We start from the raw sequence: 23,804 nt of genomic DNA on the forward strand, positions 1-23,804 counted from the left end.
GCTATGTAATGTCGGGCCTGAATGCACTGTTGGACGCACTCTTGGCGGAGCGCGAGGCTGGCCGCGAGGCGGTGCTTGCGACTGTGGTAAGGGTCGAAGGCTCTGCGTATCGGCGGCCGGGGGCGCGCATGCTGGTTTCGCGTTTCGGCAGGCCTGAGGGCACCATCAGTGGTGGCTGCCTGGAGGCGGAAGTGGCTAAAAAAGCTTGGTGGCTGACCGAAACCGGGCCGACGTTGCGTAGTTACAGCACCGCTGAAGCGGATGAAGCCAGCGAGGAAGCGCTGAGCTTCGGCCTGGGCTGCAACGGTAAGGTTCACGTGCTGTTCGAGCGTCTACCGGCCAGCGGCCCGTGCGCGTTGGTCGATGCCTTGCTCAGCGTGCGCGATACCCATCAACCGGCGGCCATTGCCACAGTGATTGCCAGTCCAGCGGGTGTTTCGCCACGGTTAGGCGAGCGCTTGTTCTTAGTGCCCGGGCAGCGCGCCGCGGGTGAGCTGCGGCACTCGGTGTTGGCTGAGCAGATCAGCTCGGATTTGCAACAAACCCTGGTACGCGGCAAGTCATCCCGCTGTCTCTACCCGAATGGTTCTGACGAGATGGACGTGCTCCTGGAGTACATACCGCCTGTGCTGCGTCTGGTGATATTCGGTGCGGGCCACGATGCCCAGCCGCTGGTGCGCATGGCCAAACTGTTAGGCTGGCATGTCACGGTGATCGACGGGCGGGCGCACTTCGCCCGAGTCGAGCGCTTTGCCGACGCTGACCAGGTGCTGGTTGGCGATGTCGAACAGCCTTTCGCCTACCGCGAACATGTGCGTGGGGCCGCGGTGGCGGTGATGACCCACAGCCTGGTGCAAGACGCGCATTGGTTGCAGGGCGTGCTGCACAGTGAACCCTGCTATGTCGGCCAGTTAGGCCCGCGCGAGCGCACCGAGCGCCTGTTAGCCGGCATCCACGAGCATTTGGCTAAACCACAGGACGAGCTGCCGGGGCTGGATTATTTGCATTACCCGATTGGCTTGGACCTGGGCGGCGACACTCCGGAAAGCGTAGCCATGGCCATGCTCGCGGAAATTCAGGCGGTGCTCAATGGCCGCAGTGGCGGCAGCCTGCGCTTCAGGTCTGCGAGCATCCATGACAGCGATCCTGTGGTGGTTGGCCGGGATGAAGCGGATGTTGTTGCAGAGGGTTGTCGGCATTTCGCCGTGCAGCGTTGACGATTTATAAAGCGAGGACCCCATCAGCATGAGTGAAGCCATAAGTGTTGTAGCGATATTGACAGCCAAGGAAGGTAAAACCTCGGAGGTTGAGCGGGTCTTGCGCGCCTGCGTGCAACCATCGCGCGCCGAAGACGGTTGCCTGTCTTACGTCCTGAGTCGTTGCATTGAGCAGGCCGGGCGTTTTGTCTTCGTCGAGCGCTGGGCCAGCCACGAGGCGATAGCGCGCCATCGGCAGATGTCGCATTACACGGTCATGGCCAAAGCGCTTGACGAGCTGCTGAGCGATCGTCAGGTTTATGTGCTTGAAACGCTGGCGGAGAACATCGAACCCTCCACTGATTCCCACGCGGGCGTTGTCGGGTGATTGTTGATCGACATGGCCGGCGTTTCCGCAAACTGCGCCTGAGCCTGACCGCTGCCTGCAATTACGCCTGCACCTACTGTGTGGCCGATGGCCGTCGGTTAGTGGCGGCGCGGGATGAATTGACGGCCGCGTCGATGCTGCGGGCCGTTGAGTTGCTCAGGGATGTTGCCGGTGTTGAGGAGCTGCGCATTACCGGCGGCGAGCCGCTGCTGAGCGACAGGCTGGAGCCCTTTCTCCGGGGGATAGGCGTATTGGGGTTGCAGGACATTAGCCTGACCACCAATGGCCAGTTATTGGCGGGCAAGCTGCAGTTATTGCGCAGCGCGGGTATCCGGAGGCTCAATGTTTCCCTTGATACGCTTGACCCGAGCGCCTTCCGCAAGATCGCCAAGGGCGGCGACCTGCAAACTGTGCTGAGCGGGATCGAGCAGGCGCGCCGAGCCGGCATGATCATCAAGATCAACATGGTCCCGATGCGAGGCAGCAACCTCGACCAAGTTATGCCCATGCTGGGGTTCTGTTTGGAGCAGGGATACGAATTGCGCTTTATCGAACTTATGCGGATGGGCCATTTGGCCCAGCATGCAGAGGCTTTCTGCACACAGTTCGTCGGCCAGCGCGAGCTGCTGGAGCTTATCGGTGAGCGTTATGAATTCACCCAGGCTGAGGCACCAGTAGACTCCACCGCGCTGCGTTATAGCGTTGGCGAGAGTGGGGCATTTGGCATTATTGCCAACGAAAGCGTGCCATTTTGCCGTAGCTGTAGCCGCCTGCGTTTGTCGTCTACAGGCTGGTTATACGGATGCCTGTCCTCGAATCGCGGACATTATATGGGTGAACTGTTGGAGCTGCCGAGTGAACAGGCGCACCCGCAGCTGGCCGGTTTGCTCAGCCAAGCGCTGGGGGACAAACAGGACGCAGCGTTTACCGGCAGCGCGCTGATTATGAAGTCGCTGGGTGGCTGAGGTCAGCGGGCTTGTCGACGTCTTGCAGAATGCCGCTGTCATTGAACGTCACTTCAATCACATGCTGCGCATGGGTGGCTATTAAACCCTTGGCCCCATTCTCCCCTTGCAGTTGCATCAGCTCCGGCCAAAAGCGCCGGCCGAACAACACCGGGTGTCCGCGCTGGCCATCGCAGTAAGCGACAACAATATGTTCAGCGTGCGCATGCGCGCGCAGCTGCAGCAGCGTTGCGAGAGAAACCCACGGCATATCCCCGAGCAGCACCGCCACCGCGTCGGCCTGAGAGTGTGCAAGACTCTTAATACCTGCCGCTAGGCTTGAGCCCATCCCCTGTTTGGCCTGTGCCGCACGAACCACCTGAATGTACGGCGGAATAGCCAGGGCCTGCGCATCGTCTTCAGCCTTCAATACGATCCGAACATCACTGAAGGCTTCTTGCGCCCGCAGCAATGTTGCCACCAGTAGGTTGTTACCGTCGGCCAGCTTGGCCAGGCGTTTGTCGCTGCCAAAGCGTTGTCCGTAACCGGCGGCGAGTACTAAACCGACACACTCCGGGTAGCTGTGCAGTTCTGTCATGTTGAGATGTCCCTCATGGTTTGCCAGGTTAGTTATCTCCGCAGCGCTGAGTGTGGACGGGTAGGCAAGGTGTTGAGTGGCAATCAGGTGTGTCTCGCGAGTAAGGCTCCATTATCCAGACGCGGCATGACGGCGTAAGTAATTCTGCGCTACAGCGAAGTCGCTAGCGAGGTGGCGACCGCTTTTGTTGTGCCTGAAGAATACGGCCGTCAGGGTTAAGCCGTGACGGCCGGTGGAGCGGATTTACTCGGCGTAGGTCGGGTAATCGCTGTACCCCTTTTCCGTGCCGCCGTACATGCTGCTTGGGTCGACCGGGTTGAGCGGCCAGCCATTGGCAATGCGCTGCGGCAAATCGGGGTTGGCAATGAACGGGCGACCAAAGGCAATCAAGTCGCCCAGGCCAGCCTCCAAGGTTTCCGCGCCGCGTTGTGCGGTGTAGCGGCCGGCGTAGATGATGCGCCCGCTAAATACCTGCCTGATTTCGCGGCGGAAGCCTTCGGGAAGCGCCGGGGCATTGTCCCAGTCGGCCTCGGCAATCGACAGGTAGGCGATGCCGGCCTCTTCGAGCACCTTGATGGCCTCGATGTAGGTGCTGTGTGGGTCTTCTTCGACAAGGCCCAAATAGACCCTGTCCTCTGCTGTACTTTCAAACAACGGCGCGAAACGCACGCCTAGGCGGTCAGCACCGACAACTTCGGATACGGCCTGGATAATCTCGCGCAGGAAGCGCAAACGGTTGTGCAGCGAACCGCCATATTCATCGTCGCGCTGGTTGCTGTGGGCGGAGATGAACTGGTTGACCAGATAACCGTTGGCGCAGTGAATTTCCACACCATCAAAGCCTGCACTCAATGCATTGCGCGCGGCCTGCGCGTACAGCTGCACCAGTTCTTTTACCTCGGCATTGGCCAATGCGCGAGGTACCGAAGGCTCGGCTAAAGTACCTGCACCTGGACCGGTTTCAATAAATACTTTGACGTTGTTCGCAGCAATAGCCGAAGGCGCTACTGGCGCGGCACCATTAGGCTGCAGCGAGATGTGCGATACCCGGCCGACGTGCCAGAGCTGGGCGAATATGATGCTGCCAGCGGCATGCACGGCATCGGTGACGTTGCGCCAACCTTCGATTTGTTCTTGGCTATGAATGCCTGGCGTCCAGGCATAACCTTGGCCACGGGGTTCGATCTGGGTGCCTTCTGTCACCATAAAGCCCGCCCCAGCGCGTTGCTGGTAATAGGTGGCCATCAATGGGTTCGCGATATTACCTGGCTGTGTGCTGCGCGAGCGGGTCAAGGGTGGCAGAACTATACGGTTGTTGAGCACATAAGGGCCCAGCTGCACTGACTGAAAGAAACGACTTGTATCCATTTTGTGAATTCCTGGTTAGGCCCGCGGCAACCGAAATGGCGCGGGCGAAAGTTGGTATATGCCAGTACTGGTAGAGGCATTAGCCTTACGCGGCCTTAGGCCAGTAGTTTCAGCAAGGCGTGCGCAGTGGCTGCGGAGGAAGCCGGGTTCTGGCCTGTGACAAGCAGCCCGTCGGTTACAACATGGACCTGCCAGTCGGTGTTTTTGCTGTAAATACCGCTCTGCGCCTTGAGCATGTCCTCGACCAGAAACGGCACCACCTGAGTCAGGCCCGCGGCGTCTTCCTCGCTATTGCTGAAACCGGTGACCGCTTTGCCTGCGATCAGTGGCTTACCGTCGCTGCCCTTGACGTGGAGCAATACCGCCGGCGCGTGACAAACAGTTGCGATCGGCTTGCCGGATGCGTTGGCGTGCTCGATCAGGGCGATGGACGTGACATCTTCGGCAAGATCCCACAGCGGGCCATGGCCGCCGGGGTAGAACACAGCATCAAACTCGGCGCTGGAGAGGTCACTGAGCGTTCGCGTATTTGCCAACGCTTTCATGGCGGCGGTATCGGCCTCAAAGCGACGAGTGGCGTCGGTCTGGAAGTCGGGCTCGTTACTCTTCGGATCCAGCGGTGGCAGGCCGCCTTTTGGCGATGCCAGAGTCAACTGCGCACCGGCATCGAGGAAGGCGTAGTAAGGCGCGGCAAGCTCTTCAAGCCAGAAGCCGGTCTTTTCGCCCGTGTCGCCCAGTTGGTCGTGGGAGGTTAAAACGACGAGGATTTTCATGCGGTTTACCTTTTGCTTCAATACGCGGGTTGGCGTTTTTCAGTTAATTGCTGCGCCGCTAATTAATGGGCGCATCGAAGAGGGCTTAGAGACTCGCCTCTAAAATCTGGCGGCTGACGTCTAGGGTGACGTTGCTGTGTTCACCCAGTGCCGTCAGGCGGTGAGCATCTAGCTGCTTGAGCAATCCGTCGATGTCGTCCGCGTCGAGTTGGTAAGCTGCTAGGCGCGTGGGTAAGCCCAGGCTCTCGAAGAACGTCCGGGTCTTCTGGATGGCGGCATCAATGCGCTGCTCGTCATTACCTTGACTGATGTGCCATACCCGCTCGGCGTATTGCAGCAACTTGGCGCGCTTGGCCTCACGGCGAACCTCTAGGTTGGCGGGCAATACGATTGCGAGCGTGCGTGCGTGATCGATGCCGTGCAGTGCGGTCAGCTCATGGCCGATCATGTGGGTGGACCAGTCCTGCGGCACGCCCGCGCCGATCAGGCCATTGAGCGCTAAGGTAGCGGTCCACATGAGGTTGGCGCGGGTGCTGTAGTCCGCGGACTCTTTCAGTATTTGCGGGCCGATTTCGATCAGTGTTTGCAGCAGCCCCTCAGCGAATCGGTCCTGAACCCGGGCATCCACCGGGTAGGTCAGGTACTGCTCCATCACATGCACGAACGCGTCGACCACACCGTTTGCCAGTTGGCGAACAGGTAGGGTTTGCGTCTTACTGGGGTCGAGAATCGAGAACTGCGGGAACACATGGACGCTGCGAAAGGGCAGCTTGGCTTGCGTCGCCCGGCGAGTGACCACTCCGCTATGGTTCATTTCAGAGCCGGTGGCGGGAAGCGTCAGCACGTTAGCGAACGGAAGCGCTTGGCGGATTCCTGCCCCGCGTGTTTCCAAAATGTTCCAGGCATCGCCCTCGTAACCGACCGCAGCCGCGACGAACTTGGTGCCGTCGATCACCGAGCCACCACCCACTGCGAGCAGGAAGTCCAGCTGCTGCTCACGGACCTGCGCCACGGCCTGCATCAAGGTTTCGTAGCTTGGGTTCGGTTCTATACCGCCGAACTCCTGTACATGCCGGGCACCCAGCGCTTCATTTACTTGCGCCAGGGTGCCGGTCTTGCGAGCGCTCTGGCCGCCGAAAAGCACCATTACGCGTGCATCGGTCGGCACCAAATCATCCAGGCGGGCGATCGTGTCGGGGCCAAAGACAATGCGGGTGGGATTGTAGAAGTCGAAATTAAACATGCAGCTACCTATAAATAGACCAGTCTGCTATTCGATGTGCAGAGCTAGATGCGCTACCTGTCGCGGCTTAGCCTTATTCATTGGCTGATGCGAGCATTCGTTGGTCTGGATTAGGCAACTGGCTACAATATAGGTAGAAATAGACCAGTCGTCTATATTTAACATCATTTTTTCTCGGTAACTCACCCTTAGGGCTCGGCAGGCACGGTTAAACATTGGTCAGTTATGGCGTTTTAATAGTTGTCATAGACCGGGGAATTTTGCCGGCTGGGGGGTAATCCATATTGCTCGACAGCCTGGTCGCCATGGCTATCGGTTGCCTGCGTCCATCCGCTTGCGACTGACAGGCGGGCCATACAGCATCGGGGCTTTGTCAACAATCCTCACGCTGTGTGTACCCTATGTTCCATTATAAGCAGTCTCGTTCGCTTATCTGACTCGGCTTTGCCGTCAGACAGCATCGGCAGCGTGATCGAATCAATGGAAAATAAATCCCTTAACGGTTCGCTGGGTAAAGGCCTGCTAGCTACGACCGACCGCTTAGGGTTGTCTGTCGCACCAAGCCATAACTGTCGCTTAATTCCTAAGTTATGCGACAGTTTCACATACTGTCGTTTTCAGAAGACGACCGCACCATCTGACTGGATGTAACGCCTGGTGTGCATACGGCTCCTGACAGCCCAATATCAGGAGTCGTCTGCACCAATCTCGACTATGCTCAATACTCGTGTGCACCAAAGCGAGGTTTGGGCATGACATCAGACACTCCACCGATTGCCGCGCAAGGCGTGGCCACCCTGCCCGACGAGGCATGGGCGCAAGCCCGGCACCGGACGGAAATCATCGGGCCACTGGCAGCGCTTGAGGTGGTCGGGCATGAAGCCGCCGATGAGGCAGCCCAAGCGCTGGGCCTGTCCCGGCGACAGGTATATGTCCTGATCCGTCGCGCCCGGCAGGGTACTGGCCTGGTAACAGACCTGACGCCCGGCCGATCCGGCGGCGGCAAAGGCAAGGGGCGCTTGCCGGAACCGGTCGAGCGCATCATCCGCGAGCTGCTGCAAAAGCGCTTCCTGACCAAGCAGAAACGCAGCCTGGCGGCGTTCCACCGCGAAGTCGCGCAGGCGTGCAAAACCCAGAAGCTGCCGGTGCCGGCGCGCAACACCGTGGCCCAGCGGATTGCCGGACTACACCCGGCGAAAATAGCCCGCAGCCGGGGCGGGCAGGACGCTGCCCGTCCCTTGCAAGGCGCGGGTGGCATTCCGCCCGAAGTCACCATGCCGCTGGAACAGGTGCAGATCGACCACACCGTCATCGACCTGATCGTGGTCGACGAGCGCGACCGGCAACCGATTGGCCGCCCATATTTGACCCTCGCCATCGACGTGTTCACGCGCTGCGTACTCGGCATGGTGGTCACGCTGGAAGCGCCGTCCGCCGTCTCGGTCGGCCTATGCCTCGCGCATGCCGCCTGCGACAAGCGGCCCTGGCTGGAAGGGCTGAATGTGGAAATGGACTGGCCGATGAGCGGCAAGCCCAGGCTGCTCTATCTGGACAACGCGGCCGAGTTCAAAAGCGAAGCGCTGCGCCGTGGCTGCGAACAGCATGGCATCCGGCTGGACTATCGCCCACCAGGCCAGCCGCACTACGGCGGCATCGTGGAACGGATCATCGGCACGGCGATGCAGATGATCCACGACGAATTACCGGGGACGACCTTCTCCAATCCCGGCCAGCGCGGCGAGTACGATTCCGAGAAGATGGCCACCCTGACGCTGCGCGAGCTGGAGCGCTGGCTCGCGTTGGCGGTAGGCACCTATCACGGCTCCGTGCACAACGGCCTGCTCCAGCCGCCGGCCGCGCGCTGGGCCGAGGCCGTGGAGCGCGTTGGCGTCCCGGCCGTCGTTACCCGCCCCACCGCGTTTTTGGTCGATTTCCTGCCGGTGATCCGCCGCACCCTGACCCGCACCGGCTTTGTCATCGACCACATCCACTACTACGCCGACGCCCTCAAGCCGTGGATTGCCCGGCGCGAGCGCTTGCCCGCCTTCCTGATCCGGCGCGATCCGCGCGACATCAGCCGCATCTGGGTACTGGAACCGGAAGGTCAGCACTATCTGGAGATCCACTACCGCACCTTGTCCCATCCGGCCGTCACCCTCTGGGAACAACGCCAGGCGCTGGCCAAATTGCGTCAGCTCGGGCGCGAGCAGGTGGACGAGTCGGCGCTGTTCCGCATGATCGGGCAGATGCGCGAGATCGTGACCACCGCCCAGAAGGCCACGCGCAAGGCGCGGCGCGACGCTGATCGCCGCCAGCACCTCAAGACGTCGGAGCCACCGGCCAAGCCCATACCGCCGGATGTGGACATGGCTGACCCGCAGGCAGACAACCTGCCGCCGGCCAAACCGTTCGATCAGATCGAGGAGTGGTAGCCGTGGACGAATATCCCGTCATTGACCTGTCCCACCTGCTGCCAGCGGCACAGGGTTTGGCCAGGCTGCCGGCAGACGAGCGCATCCAGCGCATTCGCGCCGACCGCTGGATCGGCTACCCGCGCGCGGTCGAGGCGCTGAACCGGCTGGAAACTCTGTATGCGTGGCCGAACAAGCAACGCATGCCAAACCTGCTGCTGGTCGGCCCCACCAACAACGGCAAGTCGATGATCGTCGAGAAATTCCGGCGGGCGCACCCGGTCGGCACCGACGCTGACCAAGAACATATCCCGGTGCTGGTCGTGCAGATGCCGTCAGAGCCATCGGTGATCCGCTTCTATGTCGCGCTGCTGGCTGCGATGGGCGCGCCGCTGCGCCCGCGCCCACGGCTGCCGGAAATGGAGCAACTGGCGCTGGCCCTGCTGCGCAAGGTCGGCGTGCGCATGCTGGTGATCGACGAACTGCACAATGTACTGGCTGGCAACAGCGTTAACCGGCGCGAGTTCCTCAACCTGCTGCGCTTCCTCGGCAACGAGCTGCGTATCCCCCTGGTCGGGGTCGGCACGCGCGAGGCGTACCTGGCCATCCGTTCGGACGATCAGTTGGAAAACCGCTTCGAGCCGATGCTGCTGCCGCCGTGGGAGGCCAATGAGGACTGCTGCTCGCTGCTGGCCAGCTTCGCGGCGTCACTCCCGCTACGGCGGCCATCCCCGATTGCCACGCTGGACATGGCCCGCTACCTGCTCACCCGGAGCGAAGGCACCATCGGCGAGCTTGCACATCTGCTGGTGGCGGCGGCCGTCGCCGCCGTGGAGAGTGGCGAGGAAGCGATCAACCACCGCACGCTCAGCATGGCCGACTACATCGGCCCCAGTGAGCGGCGGCGACAGTTCGAGCGGGAACTGATGTGAAGTCCGCGCCGCGCTGGCCGCTGCATCCGGCACCCAAGGAAGGCGAAGCCCTGTCCTCATGGCTCAACCGGGTCGCCGCCTGCTACCAGATGGACGTGCACGAGCTGCTGGCCCACGATCTTGGTCACAGCCAACTTGATGACCTGGATACCGCACCATCCTTGTCGTTGCTGACGGCGCTCTGCCAGCGCAGTGGCGTCGAGCTGGAGCGGTTGCGCAGCATGAGTCTTGCAGGCTGGGTGCCGTGGCTGCTCGACAGTCTCGACGATTCGGTACCAGCAGCCTTGGAAACCTATACATTCCAATGCGCGGTGCTCCTGCCCAAGCGCACCCGCAAGGTGCGGTCCATCACTCGCTGGCGTGCCTGGCTACCGAGCCAGACGATTCGCCGGGCGTGTCCGCAGTGTCTGAACGATCCAACGAATCAAGCTGTGCTACTCGTCTGGCAGCTCCCCTTGATGCTGAGCTGCCCGCAGCATGGCTGCTGGCTGGAGTCCTACTGGGGCATGCACGGCCGGTATCTTCAGTGGGAAATCGCCGATGCTGCGCCGCGCCCTGCCGATGACGCAATCGCCTGCATGGACCGGCGCACCTGGCAGGCGCTGACGACGGGTTTTGTGGAGCTGCCGCGTCGGCGTGTCCACGCCGGCTTGTGGTTCCGGCTGCTGCGCACCCTGCTTGATGAGCTGAACACGCCGCTCTCGCACTGCGGCAGTTGCTCGGCGAGCATCCGCCATGTCTGGGAGCGCTGCGGCCATCCGCTGCGCGCCGGGCAGAGTCTGTGGCGTCCCTACGAGATTCTGGCCCCGGCGGTGCAGTGGCAGATGCTGGAGGCGGCGGCCACCGCCATCACGCTGATCGAGTCAAAGGCGCTGATCCCGCGCGGGGAACAGGCCGCGCTGTTTCAGACGGAGCCGCACACTGGTTTCACCAACGGCCTGCCGGCGAAGGTGCCGAAGCCGGAACCCATCAACCACTGGCAACGAGCAGCCCAGGCCATCGATGAGGCCATCATTGAAGCGCGACACAACCCGGAGACGGCCCGCTTGCTGTTCACACTGGCGTCCTACGGGCGACGCGACCCCGAATCCCTGGAACGTTTGCGCGCCACGTTCACCAAGGAGGGCATTCCGCCGGAGTTTTTGTCACATTACGAGCCTGAATGGCCGTTTGCAGGTCTTAGACTAAATGACGGGTTAAGTGACAGTTTTTGACGGCGAGAACTTTCTGGCTCACACTGTCACATAATCGAACGTATTTGTGACAATGGGGGCGGTATGCTGATCGGCTACATGCGGGTATCGAAGGCAGACGGCTCCCAGACAATTACTCTGCAACAAGATGCTTTGATTGCTGCCGGAGTGGCAGCTGCACATCTGTATGAGGACATGGCTTCGGGACGGAAAGATGATCGGCCCGGATTGGCCGCGTGTCTGAAGGCCCTGCGTGAAGGCGATACCTTGGTGGTTTGGAAGCTCGATCGACTAGGGCGTAACCTTCGCCACTTAATTAACACTGTCCACGACCTTACCGCGCGTAGCGTAGGACTGAAGGTGCTTACCGGCCACGGTGCGGCCATCGACACTACTACTGCGGCGGGAAAGCTGGTGTTCGGGATTTTCGCGGCACTGGCAGAGTTCGAGCGGGAGTTGATTTCTGAGCGGACGGTCGCCGGGCTCGTCTCGGCGCGTGCTCGCGGCAGGAAAGGGGGGCGCCCGTTCAAGATGACCGCTGCCAAACTACGCCTAGCGATGGCGGCCATGGGACAGCCGGAAACCAAGGTGTCGGATTTGTGTGAAGAGCTGGATATTACCCGTCAGACGCTCTATCGACATGTCTCGCCCAAGGGCGAGCTGCGGCGTGACGGAGCGAAACTACTGGAGAGAGCCCAATGAGTTGCTCAGAATCCTGATTCTCAAGAGTATGACGCCCGATCAGAACGGGGTAGTTCATCTTGCCTTGATTCTTCAAGGAGAACTGCTCGTTATAGATCTGGTCTCCAATGCAAATAGTCATCTGCACCACCGGTTGGTGCTCGGCGCCACCGGCACCCCGGACTTTTAAATTACGCTCAACCTTATGCTCGAACGGACAAGTTGTTTTACCTTCTGTCCATTATGGTTCACCCTCAGTCACGCAAGCGGCTGAACACATAGCCGTGATCTTTTTGTGAGGTATGGCAGGCAAAGCAGGCGGTTGTCGCGTTGGTCCTCACGACGCGATTGCCGTCGATGTTTAATCGAAATGCGACCTCTTGCTGGCGGGGAGGCCCGACCATAGCTCCTCGATGTTCTTGAAACCCCAGTCGCTAGCCGACTCGCGGCCGACGATCTTGTCACGACCGGCCAGTTTGCTAAGATCAACCAGTTCCTGGGCAATGGGCATTTTCGTGCGGGTCGAGAAGAACACCTTGACCATGGGTGTCAGCAGTGAACTCTTGTGCTGCTCCATGATGACGCCGAGACGCCCACTTTCTAAGCGCACCAAGGCGCCAACCGGGTAGATGCCCACCGACTTGACGAAGGCCTGGAACACCTGGTCGTCGAAGTGTCCCTTCCATTCAGCCATCTTGCGAATCGCTATGGCGGGATCCCAGCCCCTCTTGTAGGGGCGCTCCGACGTGATCGCGTCATACACGTCACACACCGCGCCCATGCGCGCGAACAGACTGATTTGCTCACCGACCAGGCGATAGGGGTAGCCGGAGCCATCGACCTTCTCATGATGGTGCAGGCAAACGTCGAGCGTGAGCGCGCTGACCTGGCGGCTTTTCAGCAACATCCTGCCGCCCGCTCTGGGATGGCTGCGCATGATGCTGAAATCGGCGTCGGTCAGTTTGTCAGGCTTATTGAGGATCGCATCCGGTATGGACACCTTGCCGATGTCGTGCAGGAGGCCGGCCAAGCCTGCCTCCCGGACTTGGTCGGCCGACAGGCCAAGCTGGCGGGCCAGGGCAATCATCAATGCACACACCGCCACAGAGTGCATGTAGGTGTATTCGGCGGAAGTCTTCAGACGTGCCAGGCTGATTAAGGCATTGGGGTGACGCAGTACCGAGTCGGAAACTTCCTCCACCAGCGCCGCGACGTGCTCCAAGTTGATAGCTTGGCCCATGCGCGCCTCGTTGAACATCTCGACAATGGCGACTTTGGAGCGGGCGCAGAGCTTGAGGGCACGTGACAGCTCTTCAGTCATCCCGGCTAGAGGCGGCAGCGCCGTGTTGTCCACGGCTAGCAATCGGGCTTCGGTTTCAACCTCAACTTCTTCGAGCGTATTGCTTGCCTGGCCTTGGGCAGTGTCCTGCCCCTTGCTGGTGTCGATCCATAGCGTCGTCACATTGGATTTGAGGATGCGCTGTCGATCGTGCTCGCTATGGAGCAACCAACGCGCTCTCCAGAAAGGGTGGTCCATCCATGAACCACAAAGCTCATGGATGTACATGCCGAGGCGGACCTCGGTAACCGCGATACGTTTCAGCACGATGAAGATCTCCCCATAGGATTTGACCACACGTCTGTTATGCGCAGTGCCGATGATCCGGCTGTTCGTGAGTTCTACCGGGTATGACCATGCTCCTTGGCCAGCATACTCACCGCCTGCACCGCATTGCTGGCACCGTCGCTAATTTGCTGGATCACCGCGCCCGCCTGATCCGCCAGGTCGACGCCTTTAGTGGCCCGGTCACGGGTGCCTTCCATGCTCTTGATGGCTAGCTGTGTTTCGTTCTGGATCATGCCAATCATCCCGGAAATCTCCGCCGTCGAGCCACTGGTGCGTGCGGCCAACTGACGGACTTCATCGGCCACCACCGCAAAGCCGCGACCTTGTTCACCCGCTCGAGCGGCTTCGATAGCAGCGTTCAAAGCCAACAGGTTGGTCTGATCGGCAATTCCGCGGATGGTGTTGACGATGGTGGTGATCTGCTCGGAGCGTTCGCCAAGTTTGGTGATGAGGGCTGACGAACCTTCGATATTCGAGGCAATCTCCCGCATTTCACTCGCTGCTTGTTGGATCACCGTGGAGCCATGTTCAGCCGCTTGGCGTGTCTCGACCGAGATGTGATACGCCTCGCTAGCGCTCTGAGCGTCCTGCGCATGCTTCTCCATCTTGGCGGTGATGTCTGTAGCAAACTTCACCACTTTGCATAACCGTCCGCTAGCGTCATACACCGGGTTGTAGTTAGCTTCCAGCCACAAGGTTTGCCCGCGCTTGCCTACCCGTTCGAATTGCCCACTGAAAAACTCGCCCTGATTCAGGCGTCGCCAGAAGTCCTGGTACTCGCTGCCGTTGGCCAGTGCTGGACGGCAGAACAGTTTGTGATGTTTGCCCTTGAGTTCGGCCAGACTGTAACCGACCACATCCAAGAAGTTCTGGTTGGCGTCAATAATGCTGCCGTCCAGATTGAACTCGATGATGGCCATGGACCGGTCTATGGCCTGCAACTTATTTTTGGCTTCACTCTCCTGTTGTACCCACAAGGTGACGTCAAGGGCATACTTAACCACCTTCACCACGTTACCAAGCTCGTCCTTGACCGGGTTATAGCTGGCTTCCAGCCAGATCGTCTGGCCATTGCCGGCAATTCGCTCGAAGGTGCCCGACTCGAACTGGCCGGCGTTGAGACGGGACCATAATTGTGAGTACTCGCCACTGCGGGCATAGGCAGGCGTGCAGAATTGGCGGTGCGGCTGGCCGAGCACTTGCTCCAGGCGATAGCCCATGGTCTTTAAAAAGTTGTCGTTGGCCCGGAGGACGATGCCATTGAGGTCGAATTCGACTACCGCCATGGAGCGGTTGATGGCTTCGAGCAGACTGGCTTGCTGGGCGATGGTTTGTTGCAGGGCGCTGATATTTTTTTTATTAGAATTGAATAGCACGATGGCAATAGCTCTGAAGTGGAAACCGATGAAAGTCCGTCCATAGTGATCGCGCTTGCCAACCAAAAAACCTTGCTCATCGGTGTAAGCGGCTCAATGTCTCCGTCCATGGTTACCGTTGCAAGATGCTGAATGTTGGAAGTTTATGCAACGACTATTAGTGTCTATTTGCTACCACTCGTGTCCTGCAAGACGCTATTAGCATGAAATGTCCATCTGGCGGCATGCCATAGCTGTCAGTACCCCAGATTGACTAGCGTCAGGTTACTCATTTTCCTGACACACCTTTGCCTACAAATTTGCGAGTGGTGGGGTGGGGCTCGGATGTACATGACCTATAGAGATCCTCTCGTGCCAGCCCATGAGTCCGCAACAGCGAGGGCTTCCTCAGTAGTGCAATCGACTTCTGACCTTAGGTGCAATCGACTTCTGAAAATGACAGCTACCTGTGCAACACCCCCTCAAAAATGTACGGAAAACTCTATCGCTATTCACTATTATGCGGAAACCTGTTTTTGATGGTTATCCGCCTATGTTGGTTGGCTACATGCGCGTGTCGTCGGACTCCGACCGCCAGAGCACGGACTTGCAGCGCGACGCGCTGCTCGCCGCCGGCGTCGATCCGCGTCACCTGTTTGAGGATCGTGCCTCTGGCGCGAAGGATGACCGTGCCGGCTTGGCGCGGGCGCTTGAGTTCGTTCGAGCCGGCGATGTGCTGGTGGTGTGGAAACTCGACCGGCTCGGTCGCTCGCTGTCGCACCTGCTCGCCATTGTGACTTCGCTCAAGGACAAGCGGGTGGCGTTCCGCTCGCTGACAGAGAACCTGGACACTACGACGCCCTCGGGCGAATTCCTGTTCCAGGTGTTCGGTGCGCTCGCGCAGTACGAGCGCGCCTTGATTCAGGAGCGCGTCGTCGCGGGCTTGGCCGCCGCACGCAAACGCGGCCGGATCGGCGGCCGGCCGCAGGCGATCACTGGTGAGAAGCTGGACGCCATCGTCGCCGCGCTCGATGGCGGCATGTCTAAGGCGGCGGTGTGCCGCAACTTCAATGTCAAGCGCACTACGTTGATCGAAACATTGACGCGAGCAGGTTGGCGTGGTGCGGGAAGGACGGTCGATGAGCAACAAGAATAAGCTACTCACCGTCTTTTCTGACGCAGAGCAGGAAGCCTTGTACGGCCTACCGGACTTCGACGATGCTCAGCGGCTGGAATACCTGGCGTTGGCCGAATCTGAACTGGCGTTCGCCAGCAGCCGGCCTAGCCTGCAGGCCCAAGTCTATTGCGTCTTGCAGATCGGCTACTTCAAGGCCAAGCATGCTTTCTTCCGCTTCGATTGGCATGAGGTCGAGGACGATTGCGCCTTCGTGCTGAGTCGCTATTTCCACGGCGAAGCGTTCGAACGCAAGGCGATCACCAAGCATGAGCACTACAGCCAGAGGGGTCAGATCGCCGAACTGTTCGGCTACCGGTCGTGGGCGGCTAGCTTCCTGCCGCAACTGGCACAGCAGGCTGAACAGATCGTGCGGCGCGACGTAATGCCAGGATTCGTGGCCGCCGAACTGATCGTTTGGCTCAGCGAGCACAAAATCATCCGGCCCGGCCACACCACCTTACAAGAGCTGGTCAGTGAAGCCCTGTCCACCGAACGCAGGCGCTTGGGCGGCTTGCTGGCAGAAGTGTTGGACGAATCGGCCAAAGCTGCGCTGGGCCAGCTCCTGGTGCGTGACGACACCCTGTCTCAACTGGCAGCGCTCAAGCAGGACGCTAAAGATTTCGGCTGGCGTCAGATGGCAGGGGAGCGCGAGAAGCGCGCCACGCTGAAGTCCTTGCACGGGATCGCCAAGGCGCTGCTGCCCAAGCTCGGCATCTCGCAGCAGAACCTGCTGTACTACGCGAGCCTGGCGAACTTCTATACCGTCCATGACCTGCGCCACCTGAAGGCGGAGCAGACCCGGCTCTACCTGCTGTGCTATGCCTGGGTACGTTACCGGCAGCTCACCGACAACCTGGTCGACGCGATGGCCTTCCACATGAAAAAACTTGAGGACGAGAGCCGCACGGGTGCGAAACAGTCCTTTGTCGCCGAACAGCTGCGACGCCATCAGGAAACGCCGCAGGTTGGCCGCCTGCTGTCGCTGTACGTGGACGACAGCGTGGCCGATCCGACGCCGTTCGGCGAGGTGCGCCAACGCGCCTACAAAATCATGTCCAGGGAATTGCTGCAAAACACGGCGCAGCGCATGAGCGTCAAGCCACTGAACAAACTGGCGCTGCACTGGCAGGCGGTGGACGGCCTGGCCGAACGCATTCGACGCCATCTACGGCCGCTGTACGTCGCGCTCGACTTCGCCGGCACGGCCCCCGATAACCCATGGCTCGCGGCGCTGACTTGGGCCAAGAGCGTGTTCGCCAAGCAGCAGCGCCTATCACAACGGCCACTCGACGAATGTCCGGCGGCAACGCTGCCGAAACGCTTGCGTCCGTACCTGCTGATGTTCGATGCCGAAGGCACGCCGACAGGCCTGCATGCCGATCGTTACGAATTCTGGCTTTACCGTCAGGTCAGGAAACGCTTCCAGGCGGGCGAGCTCTACATTGACGATAGCTTGCAGCACCGGCATTTGTCCGACGAGTTGGTTTCGATGGACGAGAAAGCCGCAGTGCTCGCGCAGATGGACATCCCCTTCCTGCGGCAGCCGGTCAGTGCCCAGCTCGATGCACTGGCGACCGAGTTGCGTGCGCAATGGGTGGCGTTCAATCGCGAGCTGAAACAGGGCAAGCTGACGCACCTGGAATACGACAAGGACACGCAGAGACTGACCTGGCGCAAGCCCAAGGGGGAGAACCAGAAGGCGCGCGAGCAAGCTCTCTACGAGCAACTGCCATACTGCGATGTCGCCGACGTGTTTCGCTTCGTCAACGGCCAGTGCCAGTTCCTGTCGGCGCTGACACCATTGCAGCCACGCTATGCGAAGAAGGTAGCCGACGCCGACAGTCTGATGGCGGTGATCATTGCCCAAGCCATGAACCACGGCAACCAGGTTATGGCACGTACCAGCGACATCCCGTACCACGTCCTGGAGAGTACCTACCAGCAGTACCTGCGCCAGGCGACGCTACATGTGGCCAACGATTGCATCAGCAACGCCATCGCCGCACTGCCGATCTTCCCGCATTACTCGTTCGACCTCGATTCGTTGTACGGTGCCGTTGATGGGCAGAAATTCGGCGTCGAGCGACCAACTGTGAAGGCGCGCTACTCGCGCAAATATTTCGGCCGCGGCAAGGGCGTCGTCGCCTACACGCTGCTGTGCAATCACGTGCCGTTGAACGGCTACCTGATAGGCGCACACGAGTACGAGGCTCACCACGTGTTCGACATCTGGTACCGCAACACGTCGGACATCGTGCCGAGCGCGATCACCGGCGACATGCACAGCATCAACAAGGCCAACTTCGCCATCCTGCACTGGTTCGGACTTCGTTTCGAGCCGCGCTTCACCGACCTCGACGACCAGTTGCAGGAGCTGTATTGCGCCGATGATCTGGCATTGTACGAGAAATGCCTGATCCGGCCGGCTGGCCAGATCGACCGGCAACTCATCGTCGGTGAGAAGGCGAACATCGACCGAATCGTCGCCACACTGGGCCTGAAGGAAATGACGCAGGGCACGCTGATCCGCAAGCTGTGCACCTATACGGCGCCGAACCCGACGCGGCGCGCAATCTTCGAGTTCGACAAGCTCATCCGCAGTATCTACACACTGCGCTACCTGCGCGACCCGCAACTGGAGCGTAATGTTCACCGCTCGCAGAACCGCATTGAGTCCTATCACCAGCTACGCTCGACCATCGCCCAAGTCGGTGGGAAGAAGGAATTGACCGGCCGCACCGACATCGAAATCGAGATCAGCAACCAGTGCGCCAGGCTGATCGGCAACGCGATCATCTTCTACAACTCGGCGATCCTGTCCCTGCTGCTGACGAAGTACGAGGCAGCTGGCAATGCCAAGGCGCTGGCGTTGATCACGCAGATGTCGCCAGCGGCCTGGCGGCACATCCTGCTGAACGGGCATTACACCTTCCAGACTGACGGCAAGTTCATCGACCTGGATGCGCTCGTGGCGGGACTGGAGCTGGGCTGACGGAAATTTCTGGGATTCCGGCGTACAACCCCGTAAAATAGAAGAGTGAGCACTTGATTTGCTGGTGCTTTCAAACAACGGTGTTGTTTTTTTAACAGCCGAACTGGAAAGGGAGGCTGAGCTGCTCAGTGATCACTTTATCCGTTGGCTGATTTACGCCGGCATGTTCGCTACAGGCACTGAACGACAACGCAGATGGTATGGTCTGTGCGTTCTGACTCGTCAAGGATCGGCCAATGGATCGTTTGTCTAATTTGCTCTCGCGGTTCGGCGTGCGGGCCAATCTGTTCTATGACGGCGACCTATGCGGCTCTGCATCTTACGATGGCGCCGAGCGGCGAGGTTATATCCATCTGCTTCAGGCCGGCAGCGTGACGTTGCTTGGTCCCGATCGCAAGGATTTGCAGCTCACTCGCCCTAGCTTGATTTTTATGCCACGCCCCGCCAAGCATCAATTGTTTGCGGGTGAGTCCGATGGCGCAAAGTTGTTGTGTGCTTCCATGGAGTTTGAGGGCGGAATTGATAATCCTTTGTCGGCTTCATTACCGGACTGTTTGGTGCTCGCACTCGATGATCTGCCCATGCTGGCAGACACGTTGGAGTGGATGTTTGCCGAGGCGGCAAATGTGCATTGTGGAAGGGAAGCCGCGCTTGAGCGCTTATTTGAGCTCCTAATCATTCTGTTGCTCCGTTACCTGCTCGATCATCACCAGTTGCGCACCGGAATGATGGCTGGACTGGCCGACATGCGGCTTGCCCGATCGCTTTTACAGATGCACAACTCCCCGGAACATGCCTGGTCAATAGCAGAGCTGGCCAGTGAGTCAAATATGTCACGCGCTGCGTATGCCGTGCATTTCAAGAGTGTCATCGGACAGACGCCTGCTGATTATTTGTTGAGTTGGCGAGTTAGCCTGGCTCAGAAGCTGATGCGAGAAGGGCGCTCGATTACGCTGATTGCAGCTCAAGTCGGCTACGAAAGTCCTTCGGCGCTGTCTCGCGCATTTAGACGCAAGACGGGGTTGAGCCCTCGTGACTGGTTGAAAGATCTGGCGGGGGAAAATGATGGCAAAAAGGCCTAAGGCATTACTGCCTTAAGCCATTGAAAAAATTATGCATTAATTTTACGTTTTTCCAGTTCAACCAGCGAATGGCCTGCCACAAATATCGAAACAGCAAGCAACCCTAAGTCTTTAAGCAGAAACTGACCTGGCGCAACGGAAATCGCCGGAAACCCTAAACTAGGCTCAATGACGCCCGGAGTGGAAAACATAAAGCTAAGGGTTGTGAAGAACAGGCCTGCAGACAGAGCGCCTCCTACCACGGATAGTTTGGGCGACAGCATGCGGCCTGCGATCAGAGTGCCGATCGAAATCTCTAGTATGCCGAGCAGGCTGGAGAACATGTCGACCGAAAAAATGCTATACACCCATCCCAAAAGCGGGCTGTTGCTCACCAGTGGAACCAGGCCCTCGGCCTCGTAGTGGGTAAATTTCATGCCGCCGAACCAGAAGTAAATAATAGCGAGAGCCAAGTACGCGCCATAGATACCTAGCCCCATAGTTTTGGTTCCAAGCGTTAAGTGGGCCTGTACGCTGGACTTCGAGTTTTCAATGCCTATGGTTTTCATGTCTGAGCTTCCAGTAGTGAGTGAGAGTGTGTTGGCTGCCGAACGCCGTATGCGTTGGCGATGAGATTATTATGGCTGGCATCTCTAATCAAGAGGCATCAGAAAGTATTGATTTCAGTGCAGATCGTCTTGGGCGGTGCAATTCGCGATGAAGGGATCGCCGTGGAGAGCGATGAGTGCACTATTTCGATAAAGGAGTCGTTTTACATAGGTCGATGAAGCGCGTTGCGGCATCGCCTACTGTCATTTCTCAAATCTGACTATGGGGCTTGGGGCGAAGGGCGGCACTGACTAGGCTTAGAACAGCTACCAACTAGCCGCGCGGCCGCGATGCACAAAGAATGGTAACTGAGCCGTGAGTGCGGTGGGCGCCCGCATTTATTTCCAAACCCTACAGATACATCGATCTTCGACTTCAACCGGGCAGATAGCTGTTGCAGCAAGCCTATCAATCGACTTTGACGTGTTAAAGAGGATAGGTTTTCCAGGGTTGGGGAACAGCCAATGTCATCAACTTTGGAAATTATCCATAAATATCATATAATTAGCGCTCAAATCAGTGCATGGGAGAAGCCCTTTTGACTACCTATACCGCATCGCTTGACACCGCCAGCCAAGCCCTGGTTTGAAAATTGTACAAAAAGTAACCAGTCCGCTCGATTGTCCCGCCTTCATCGCCGCCCACCGCCAGAATCCTCAAGACTTTACCCGCCGACGCCAGCTCACCTTCAAGAACCTCGTCCTGTTCCTGCTCAATCAGCCGCGCACGGCCCTGCAAACCGAACTCGATCAGTTCTATCGCGTACTCAATCAGGCGTCGACTGAGACGCAAATGGTCACTGCGCAGGCCTTCTGCAAAGCGCGCAAAAAGCTCAACCCCGAGGTATTTGAAAGTCTCAATCGCCTCCTGCAGCAACAAATTGACTGCTTCGGGCTGCGCCAGAAGTGGCGTGGGCTGAGGGTGCTCGCGGTGGATGGCTCGACCGTGCATTTACCCCTGGAGTCGACCATGGCGACCTTCTTTGGCAGTCACTCTGGCTTTCCCATGGCTCGCTTGTCCACACTCTACGAAGTCGCTGACGGTCAAACCCTGCATAGCCTGATCGTGCCCCTGACCGTCGGCGAGCGCGACTGTGCCCATCTGCACCTTTAGCACCTGCCGGCTGACAGCCTGACGCTGTTTGACCGTGGTTACCCTGGGCACTGGTTATTCGCGCTGTTCGCGCAGCAACAGCGGCACTTTCTGATGCGCCTGCCCTGTGGCTATAACGCCCAGGTCAAAGCGTTTCTACACTCTGGCCAAGTTGAAGACACACAGCTTTTCGTGGCCAACCATCCTGAAGCACGTCTGTTCTGCTCCGAGGCTGGCGTTGATCCTGCCAGCCAGATCGAGCTGAGACTGATCCGGGTCGAGTTGGCCAACGGCGAAAGCGAGGTATTGCTGACCTCGTTGCTGGATCGAGAAGCCTTTCCCGCTGAGGTGTTTGCCGAGCTTTACCACCGCCGCTGGGGCATCGAAACCGACTTCCGTCGCCTCAAACAAACCCTGACGCTGGACAACTTCAGCGGCCGCAGCGTGACCGCTGTAAAGCAGGACTTTCATGCCGCTCAACTGTTGAAGAACCTGGCGCTGTTGATGCAGCACCTGCTACAGCCAGTCATCGAACAGCGCCACAAAGGCCGCAAGCTGCGATGGAAAGTCAACTTCACCCAAGGCGTGTCACGGCTCAAAAATACCCTGGTCGAGCTGCTGGTGCGGCACTGTGCTCAGGGGCTGAGCAATGTGCTGGCCTTGATGGCTAAAAGCCTCAGTGCCGTACGCTCAGGCCGTAGCTTTGCGCGCCAACGCAAACGCGCAGCCAGCCGAGGTTGTGAGGGCTACAAACCGACGCGCTGAAGAAACACCACCGCCCAACCTCCGTGCAAAAAAAAGCTGGCCACAAGCGGTCGGCATAGGCTCGTCCGGAGAACGAGAAATCTCGCCTAGACAGCCGGAACAGACGATGATCACATCACCGCCAGCCCAGTTAGACCGCCTGATTGAGCGGCAGAGGCCTGGTCATCGCCCGACGGCCATGGCGGCTGGCTGCTTCGGGGGGCTTGCCTTGGGCAGGGCTGCAGCTTAGGTTGATGACATTGGGGGAACAGCATGCCCTGCAGAACGACACACGTCACTTTTGTTAAATTAATAAGCTAGCTACCTATTGGGCATAACCTTGCAATTTGCTTCAATTTACGCACATGCACTTGCGACCTCAAAATGCAACGTAAGCCCCGAATATCTCCATTATTGTCGCCGCCAGCCTTAGTTACAGCTGCTATGATGAATGAGATCGAAAACTGAAATCCCCCACTAGAATTGTTGACTGGAGTCAAAATGAATAAAAAGCGGCCGGTTAATCTTGATATTCGAACCATTCAGCTTCCTCTCACGGCGCTTACATCGATTCTGCACCGGATTTCAGGAATTATGCTCTTTATTTTTCTGGGACTGATACTGTATATGCTGAGCAAATCGTTGGAGTCAGAAAAGGGTTTTAATGAAGTCAAGGAGATTTTTTCTTCACCTTTCGGCAAAGTTAGTTTCTGGTTGGTATACTCTTCATTTATTTATCATCTCGTAGCCGGAATTCGACACCTAGTTATGGATGTGGGTGTTGGTCATACTTTGAAAGGCAGCAATCGCGCCTCTACTATTGTTTTAGTAGTGTCGGGTGTTTTAATGGTTGCTGGCGCCGTATGGATTTGGTAGCTGTGGAGTCGTAATGCGTATTTACAAGGACTAAAAGCGTCCTTTAAAGCTAACTTACGAAAGTATTTATAATCGACGGTTCACGCTTAAACGGTTGAATCCTTTCGGGCTTCCGAATAGCTGTTAGCTGAAAGCTATCATGAGCTAAGTTTTCTGTGCATCATCAAATGTGTTAATGGGAGCGCCATAGTACTAGGTACAAATATGGCTCTAGGACAATGTTAGATGTTTTGGATTTTGAGGCGGATCGCTCTTATCGAAGATCGTCTAATTCGCTCTGAAGCGCAGGTTTTTTGAAACTATCACCTGGTTGGCACACTGTGCGAATCAACATCAGATATGAGAAAGCCAATCAGGTGAACACTACCCTCGAGGGCTCATCTGTCCAGTTAAAGCCTCGAGTCTTTCTGGGTGCGCAAAAGACAAGAAGGTTATATGGGAAAATTATGAGGCCTGGATACCATGCGTCATGGGCGTGCCGATGCTGTGAGTGACAGAGCGAGAAGCAAGTGAAAGTCCCTGAAGTAGGGGCGGGATGCGCCCG

The 23,804-nt window shown here is 58.5% G+C and carries 18 protein-coding genes and 2 pseudogenes; 12 read left to right on the forward strand and 8 right to left on the reverse strand.

The features are described 5' to 3' along the window. The first annotated feature begins 8 nt into the window (after positions 1-8). From ACZRMO_RS28165 to ACZRMO_RS28175, 3 genes are read left to right on the forward strand one after another with little or no spacing between them, the layout of a single operon-like run. Positions 9-1,217: an XdhC family protein gene (locus tag ACZRMO_RS28165; protein ID WP_200656937.1), complete on the forward strand. Its 1,209-nt coding sequence runs from the start codon at positions 9-11 to the stop codon at positions 1,215-1,217. Between the two features lie 28 nt (positions 1,218-1,245). Continuing rightward, on the forward strand, positions 1,246-1,584 hold the full coding sequence (locus ACZRMO_RS28170) for a putative quinol monooxygenase (protein ID WP_095030932.1): 339 nt from the start codon (positions 1,246-1,248) through the stop codon (positions 1,582-1,584). Continuing rightward, on the forward strand, positions 1,581-2,549 hold the full coding sequence (locus tag ACZRMO_RS28175) for a GTP 3',8-cyclase MoaA (protein ID WP_095030933.1): 969 nt from the start codon (positions 1,581-1,583) through the stop codon (positions 2,547-2,549). The genes ACZRMO_RS28170 and ACZRMO_RS28175 overlap by 4 nt, the downstream gene beginning before the upstream one ends. Here the strand turns inward: ACZRMO_RS28175 and ACZRMO_RS28180 are convergent. The 4 genes from ACZRMO_RS28180 to ACZRMO_RS28195 form a co-directional block, all read right to left on the reverse strand. Next, a complete protein-coding gene (locus ACZRMO_RS28180; RefSeq protein WP_102605456.1) occupies positions 2,527-3,126 on the reverse strand; it encodes a nucleotidyltransferase family protein in 600 nt (199 codons plus the stop codon). The two genes, ACZRMO_RS28175 and ACZRMO_RS28180, sit on opposite strands and share 23 nt — an antisense overlap. 243 nt (positions 3,127-3,369) lie before the next feature. Beyond that, on the reverse strand, positions 3,370-4,494 hold the full coding sequence (locus ACZRMO_RS28185; RefSeq protein ID WP_095030935.1) for an alkene reductase: 1,125 nt from the start codon (positions 4,492-4,494) through the stop codon (positions 3,370-3,372). 95 nt (positions 4,495-4,589) lie between these two features. After that, complete coding sequence (locus tag ACZRMO_RS28190; protein ID WP_200656936.1) at positions 4,590-5,267, reverse strand: type 1 glutamine amidotransferase domain-containing protein; 678 nt, start codon at positions 5,265-5,267, stop codon at positions 4,590-4,592. A gap of 85 nt (positions 5,268-5,352) precedes the next feature. Then, on the reverse strand, positions 5,353-6,510 hold the full coding sequence (locus ACZRMO_RS28195; RefSeq protein ID WP_200656935.1) for an iron-containing alcohol dehydrogenase: 1,158 nt from the start codon (positions 6,508-6,510) through the stop codon (positions 5,353-5,355). Positions 6,511-7,262: 752 nt separating this feature from the next. On the opposite strand from ACZRMO_RS28195, the gene ACZRMO_RS28200 reads away from it, so the two are divergent. The 4 genes from ACZRMO_RS28200 to ACZRMO_RS28215 all read left to right on the forward strand — a co-directional run bounded on the left by ACZRMO_RS28200 (position 7,263) and on the right by ACZRMO_RS28215 (position 11,748). Beyond that, positions 7,263-8,942, forward strand: coding sequence for a Mu transposase C-terminal domain-containing protein (locus tag ACZRMO_RS28200; RefSeq protein WP_003465068.1), 1,680 nt, complete (start codon positions 7,263-7,265; stop codon positions 8,940-8,942). A gap of 2 nt (positions 8,943-8,944) precedes the next feature. Further along, a complete protein-coding gene (locus ACZRMO_RS28205) occupies positions 8,945-9,853 on the forward strand; it encodes a TniB family NTP-binding protein (protein ID WP_003465065.1) in 909 nt (302 codons plus the stop codon). Further along, positions 9,850-11,067: a TniQ family protein gene (locus ACZRMO_RS28210; RefSeq protein WP_054471483.1), complete on the forward strand. Its 1,218-nt coding sequence runs from the start codon at positions 9,850-9,852 to the stop codon at positions 11,065-11,067. The genes ACZRMO_RS28205 and ACZRMO_RS28210 overlap by 4 nt, the downstream gene beginning before the upstream one ends. 63 nt (positions 11,068-11,130) lie before the next feature. Further along, entirely contained in the window at positions 11,131-11,748 is a 618-nt protein-coding gene (locus ACZRMO_RS28215; protein ID WP_049277571.1) for a recombinase family protein, read from the forward strand. On the opposite strand, the pseudogene ACZRMO_RS28220 reads toward ACZRMO_RS28215, so the two are convergent. The 3 genes and pseudogenes from ACZRMO_RS28220 to ACZRMO_RS28230 all read right to left on the reverse strand — a co-directional run. After that, positions 11,663-11,938, reverse strand: a pseudogene (locus ACZRMO_RS28220) (putative ATP-dependent zinc protease); the annotation flags it as partial. The gene ACZRMO_RS28215 and the pseudogene ACZRMO_RS28220 overlap by 86 nt on opposite strands. Before the next feature lie 150 nt (positions 11,939-12,088). Further along, positions 12,089-13,333 carry an HD-GYP domain-containing protein gene (locus tag ACZRMO_RS28225; RefSeq protein ID WP_463975018.1) on the reverse strand — a complete coding sequence of 415 codons (1,245 nt, stop codon included), beginning with the start codon at positions 13,331-13,333 and terminating at the stop codon, positions 12,089-12,091. 74 nt (positions 13,334-13,407) lie between these two features. Beyond that, on the reverse strand, positions 13,408-14,730 hold the full coding sequence (locus tag ACZRMO_RS28230) for a methyl-accepting chemotaxis protein (RefSeq protein ID WP_049277574.1): 1,323 nt from the start codon (positions 14,728-14,730) through the stop codon (positions 13,408-13,410). A 532-nt stretch (positions 14,731-15,262) separates the two neighbouring features. Here ACZRMO_RS28230 and ACZRMO_RS28235 point away from each other — a divergent pair. The 3 genes from ACZRMO_RS28235 to ACZRMO_RS28245 all read left to right on the forward strand — a co-directional run bounded on the left by ACZRMO_RS28235 (position 15,263) and on the right by ACZRMO_RS28245 (position 19,960). Then, positions 15,263-15,865 carry a recombinase family protein gene (locus ACZRMO_RS28235; RefSeq protein WP_010465829.1) on the forward strand — a complete coding sequence of 201 codons (603 nt, stop codon included), beginning with the start codon at positions 15,263-15,265 and terminating at the stop codon, positions 15,863-15,865. Continuing rightward, positions 15,849-18,878, forward strand: a complete 3,030-nt coding sequence (locus ACZRMO_RS28240; protein ID WP_024015041.1) for a Tn3 family transposase — start codon at positions 15,849-15,851, stop codon at positions 18,876-18,878. Before ACZRMO_RS28235 ends, ACZRMO_RS28240 begins: the two co-directional genes overlap by 17 nt. A 236-nt stretch (positions 18,879-19,114) precedes the next feature. Continuing rightward, positions 19,115-19,960 carry an AraC family transcriptional regulator gene (locus tag ACZRMO_RS28245; RefSeq protein ID WP_003464995.1) on the forward strand — a complete coding sequence of 282 codons (846 nt, stop codon included), beginning with the start codon at positions 19,115-19,117 and terminating at the stop codon, positions 19,958-19,960. A 29-nt stretch (positions 19,961-19,989) separates the two neighbouring features. Here the strand turns inward: ACZRMO_RS28245 and ACZRMO_RS28250 are convergent, their stop codons facing one another. Continuing rightward, positions 19,990-20,508 (reverse strand): YkgB family protein, encoded by a 519-nt coding sequence (locus ACZRMO_RS28250; protein WP_003464991.1) that lies wholly within the window; start codon positions 20,506-20,508, stop codon positions 19,990-19,992. Between the two features lie 625 nt (positions 20,509-21,133). Between ACZRMO_RS28250 and ACZRMO_RS28255 the strand changes: the two are divergent. Beyond that, positions 21,134-22,405 (forward strand): annotated as a pseudogene (locus tag ACZRMO_RS28255) (IS4-like element ISPa1635 family transposase). Positions 22,406-22,885: 480 nt separating this feature from the next. After that, positions 22,886-23,260: a succinate dehydrogenase, cytochrome b556 subunit gene (gene sdhC / locus ACZRMO_RS28260; RefSeq protein ID WP_005005993.1), complete on the forward strand. Its 375-nt coding sequence runs from the start codon at positions 22,886-22,888 to the stop codon at positions 23,258-23,260. Positions 23,261-23,804 lie beyond the last annotated feature (544 nt).

Source organism: Pseudomonas sp. B611, from assembly GCF_055407965.1.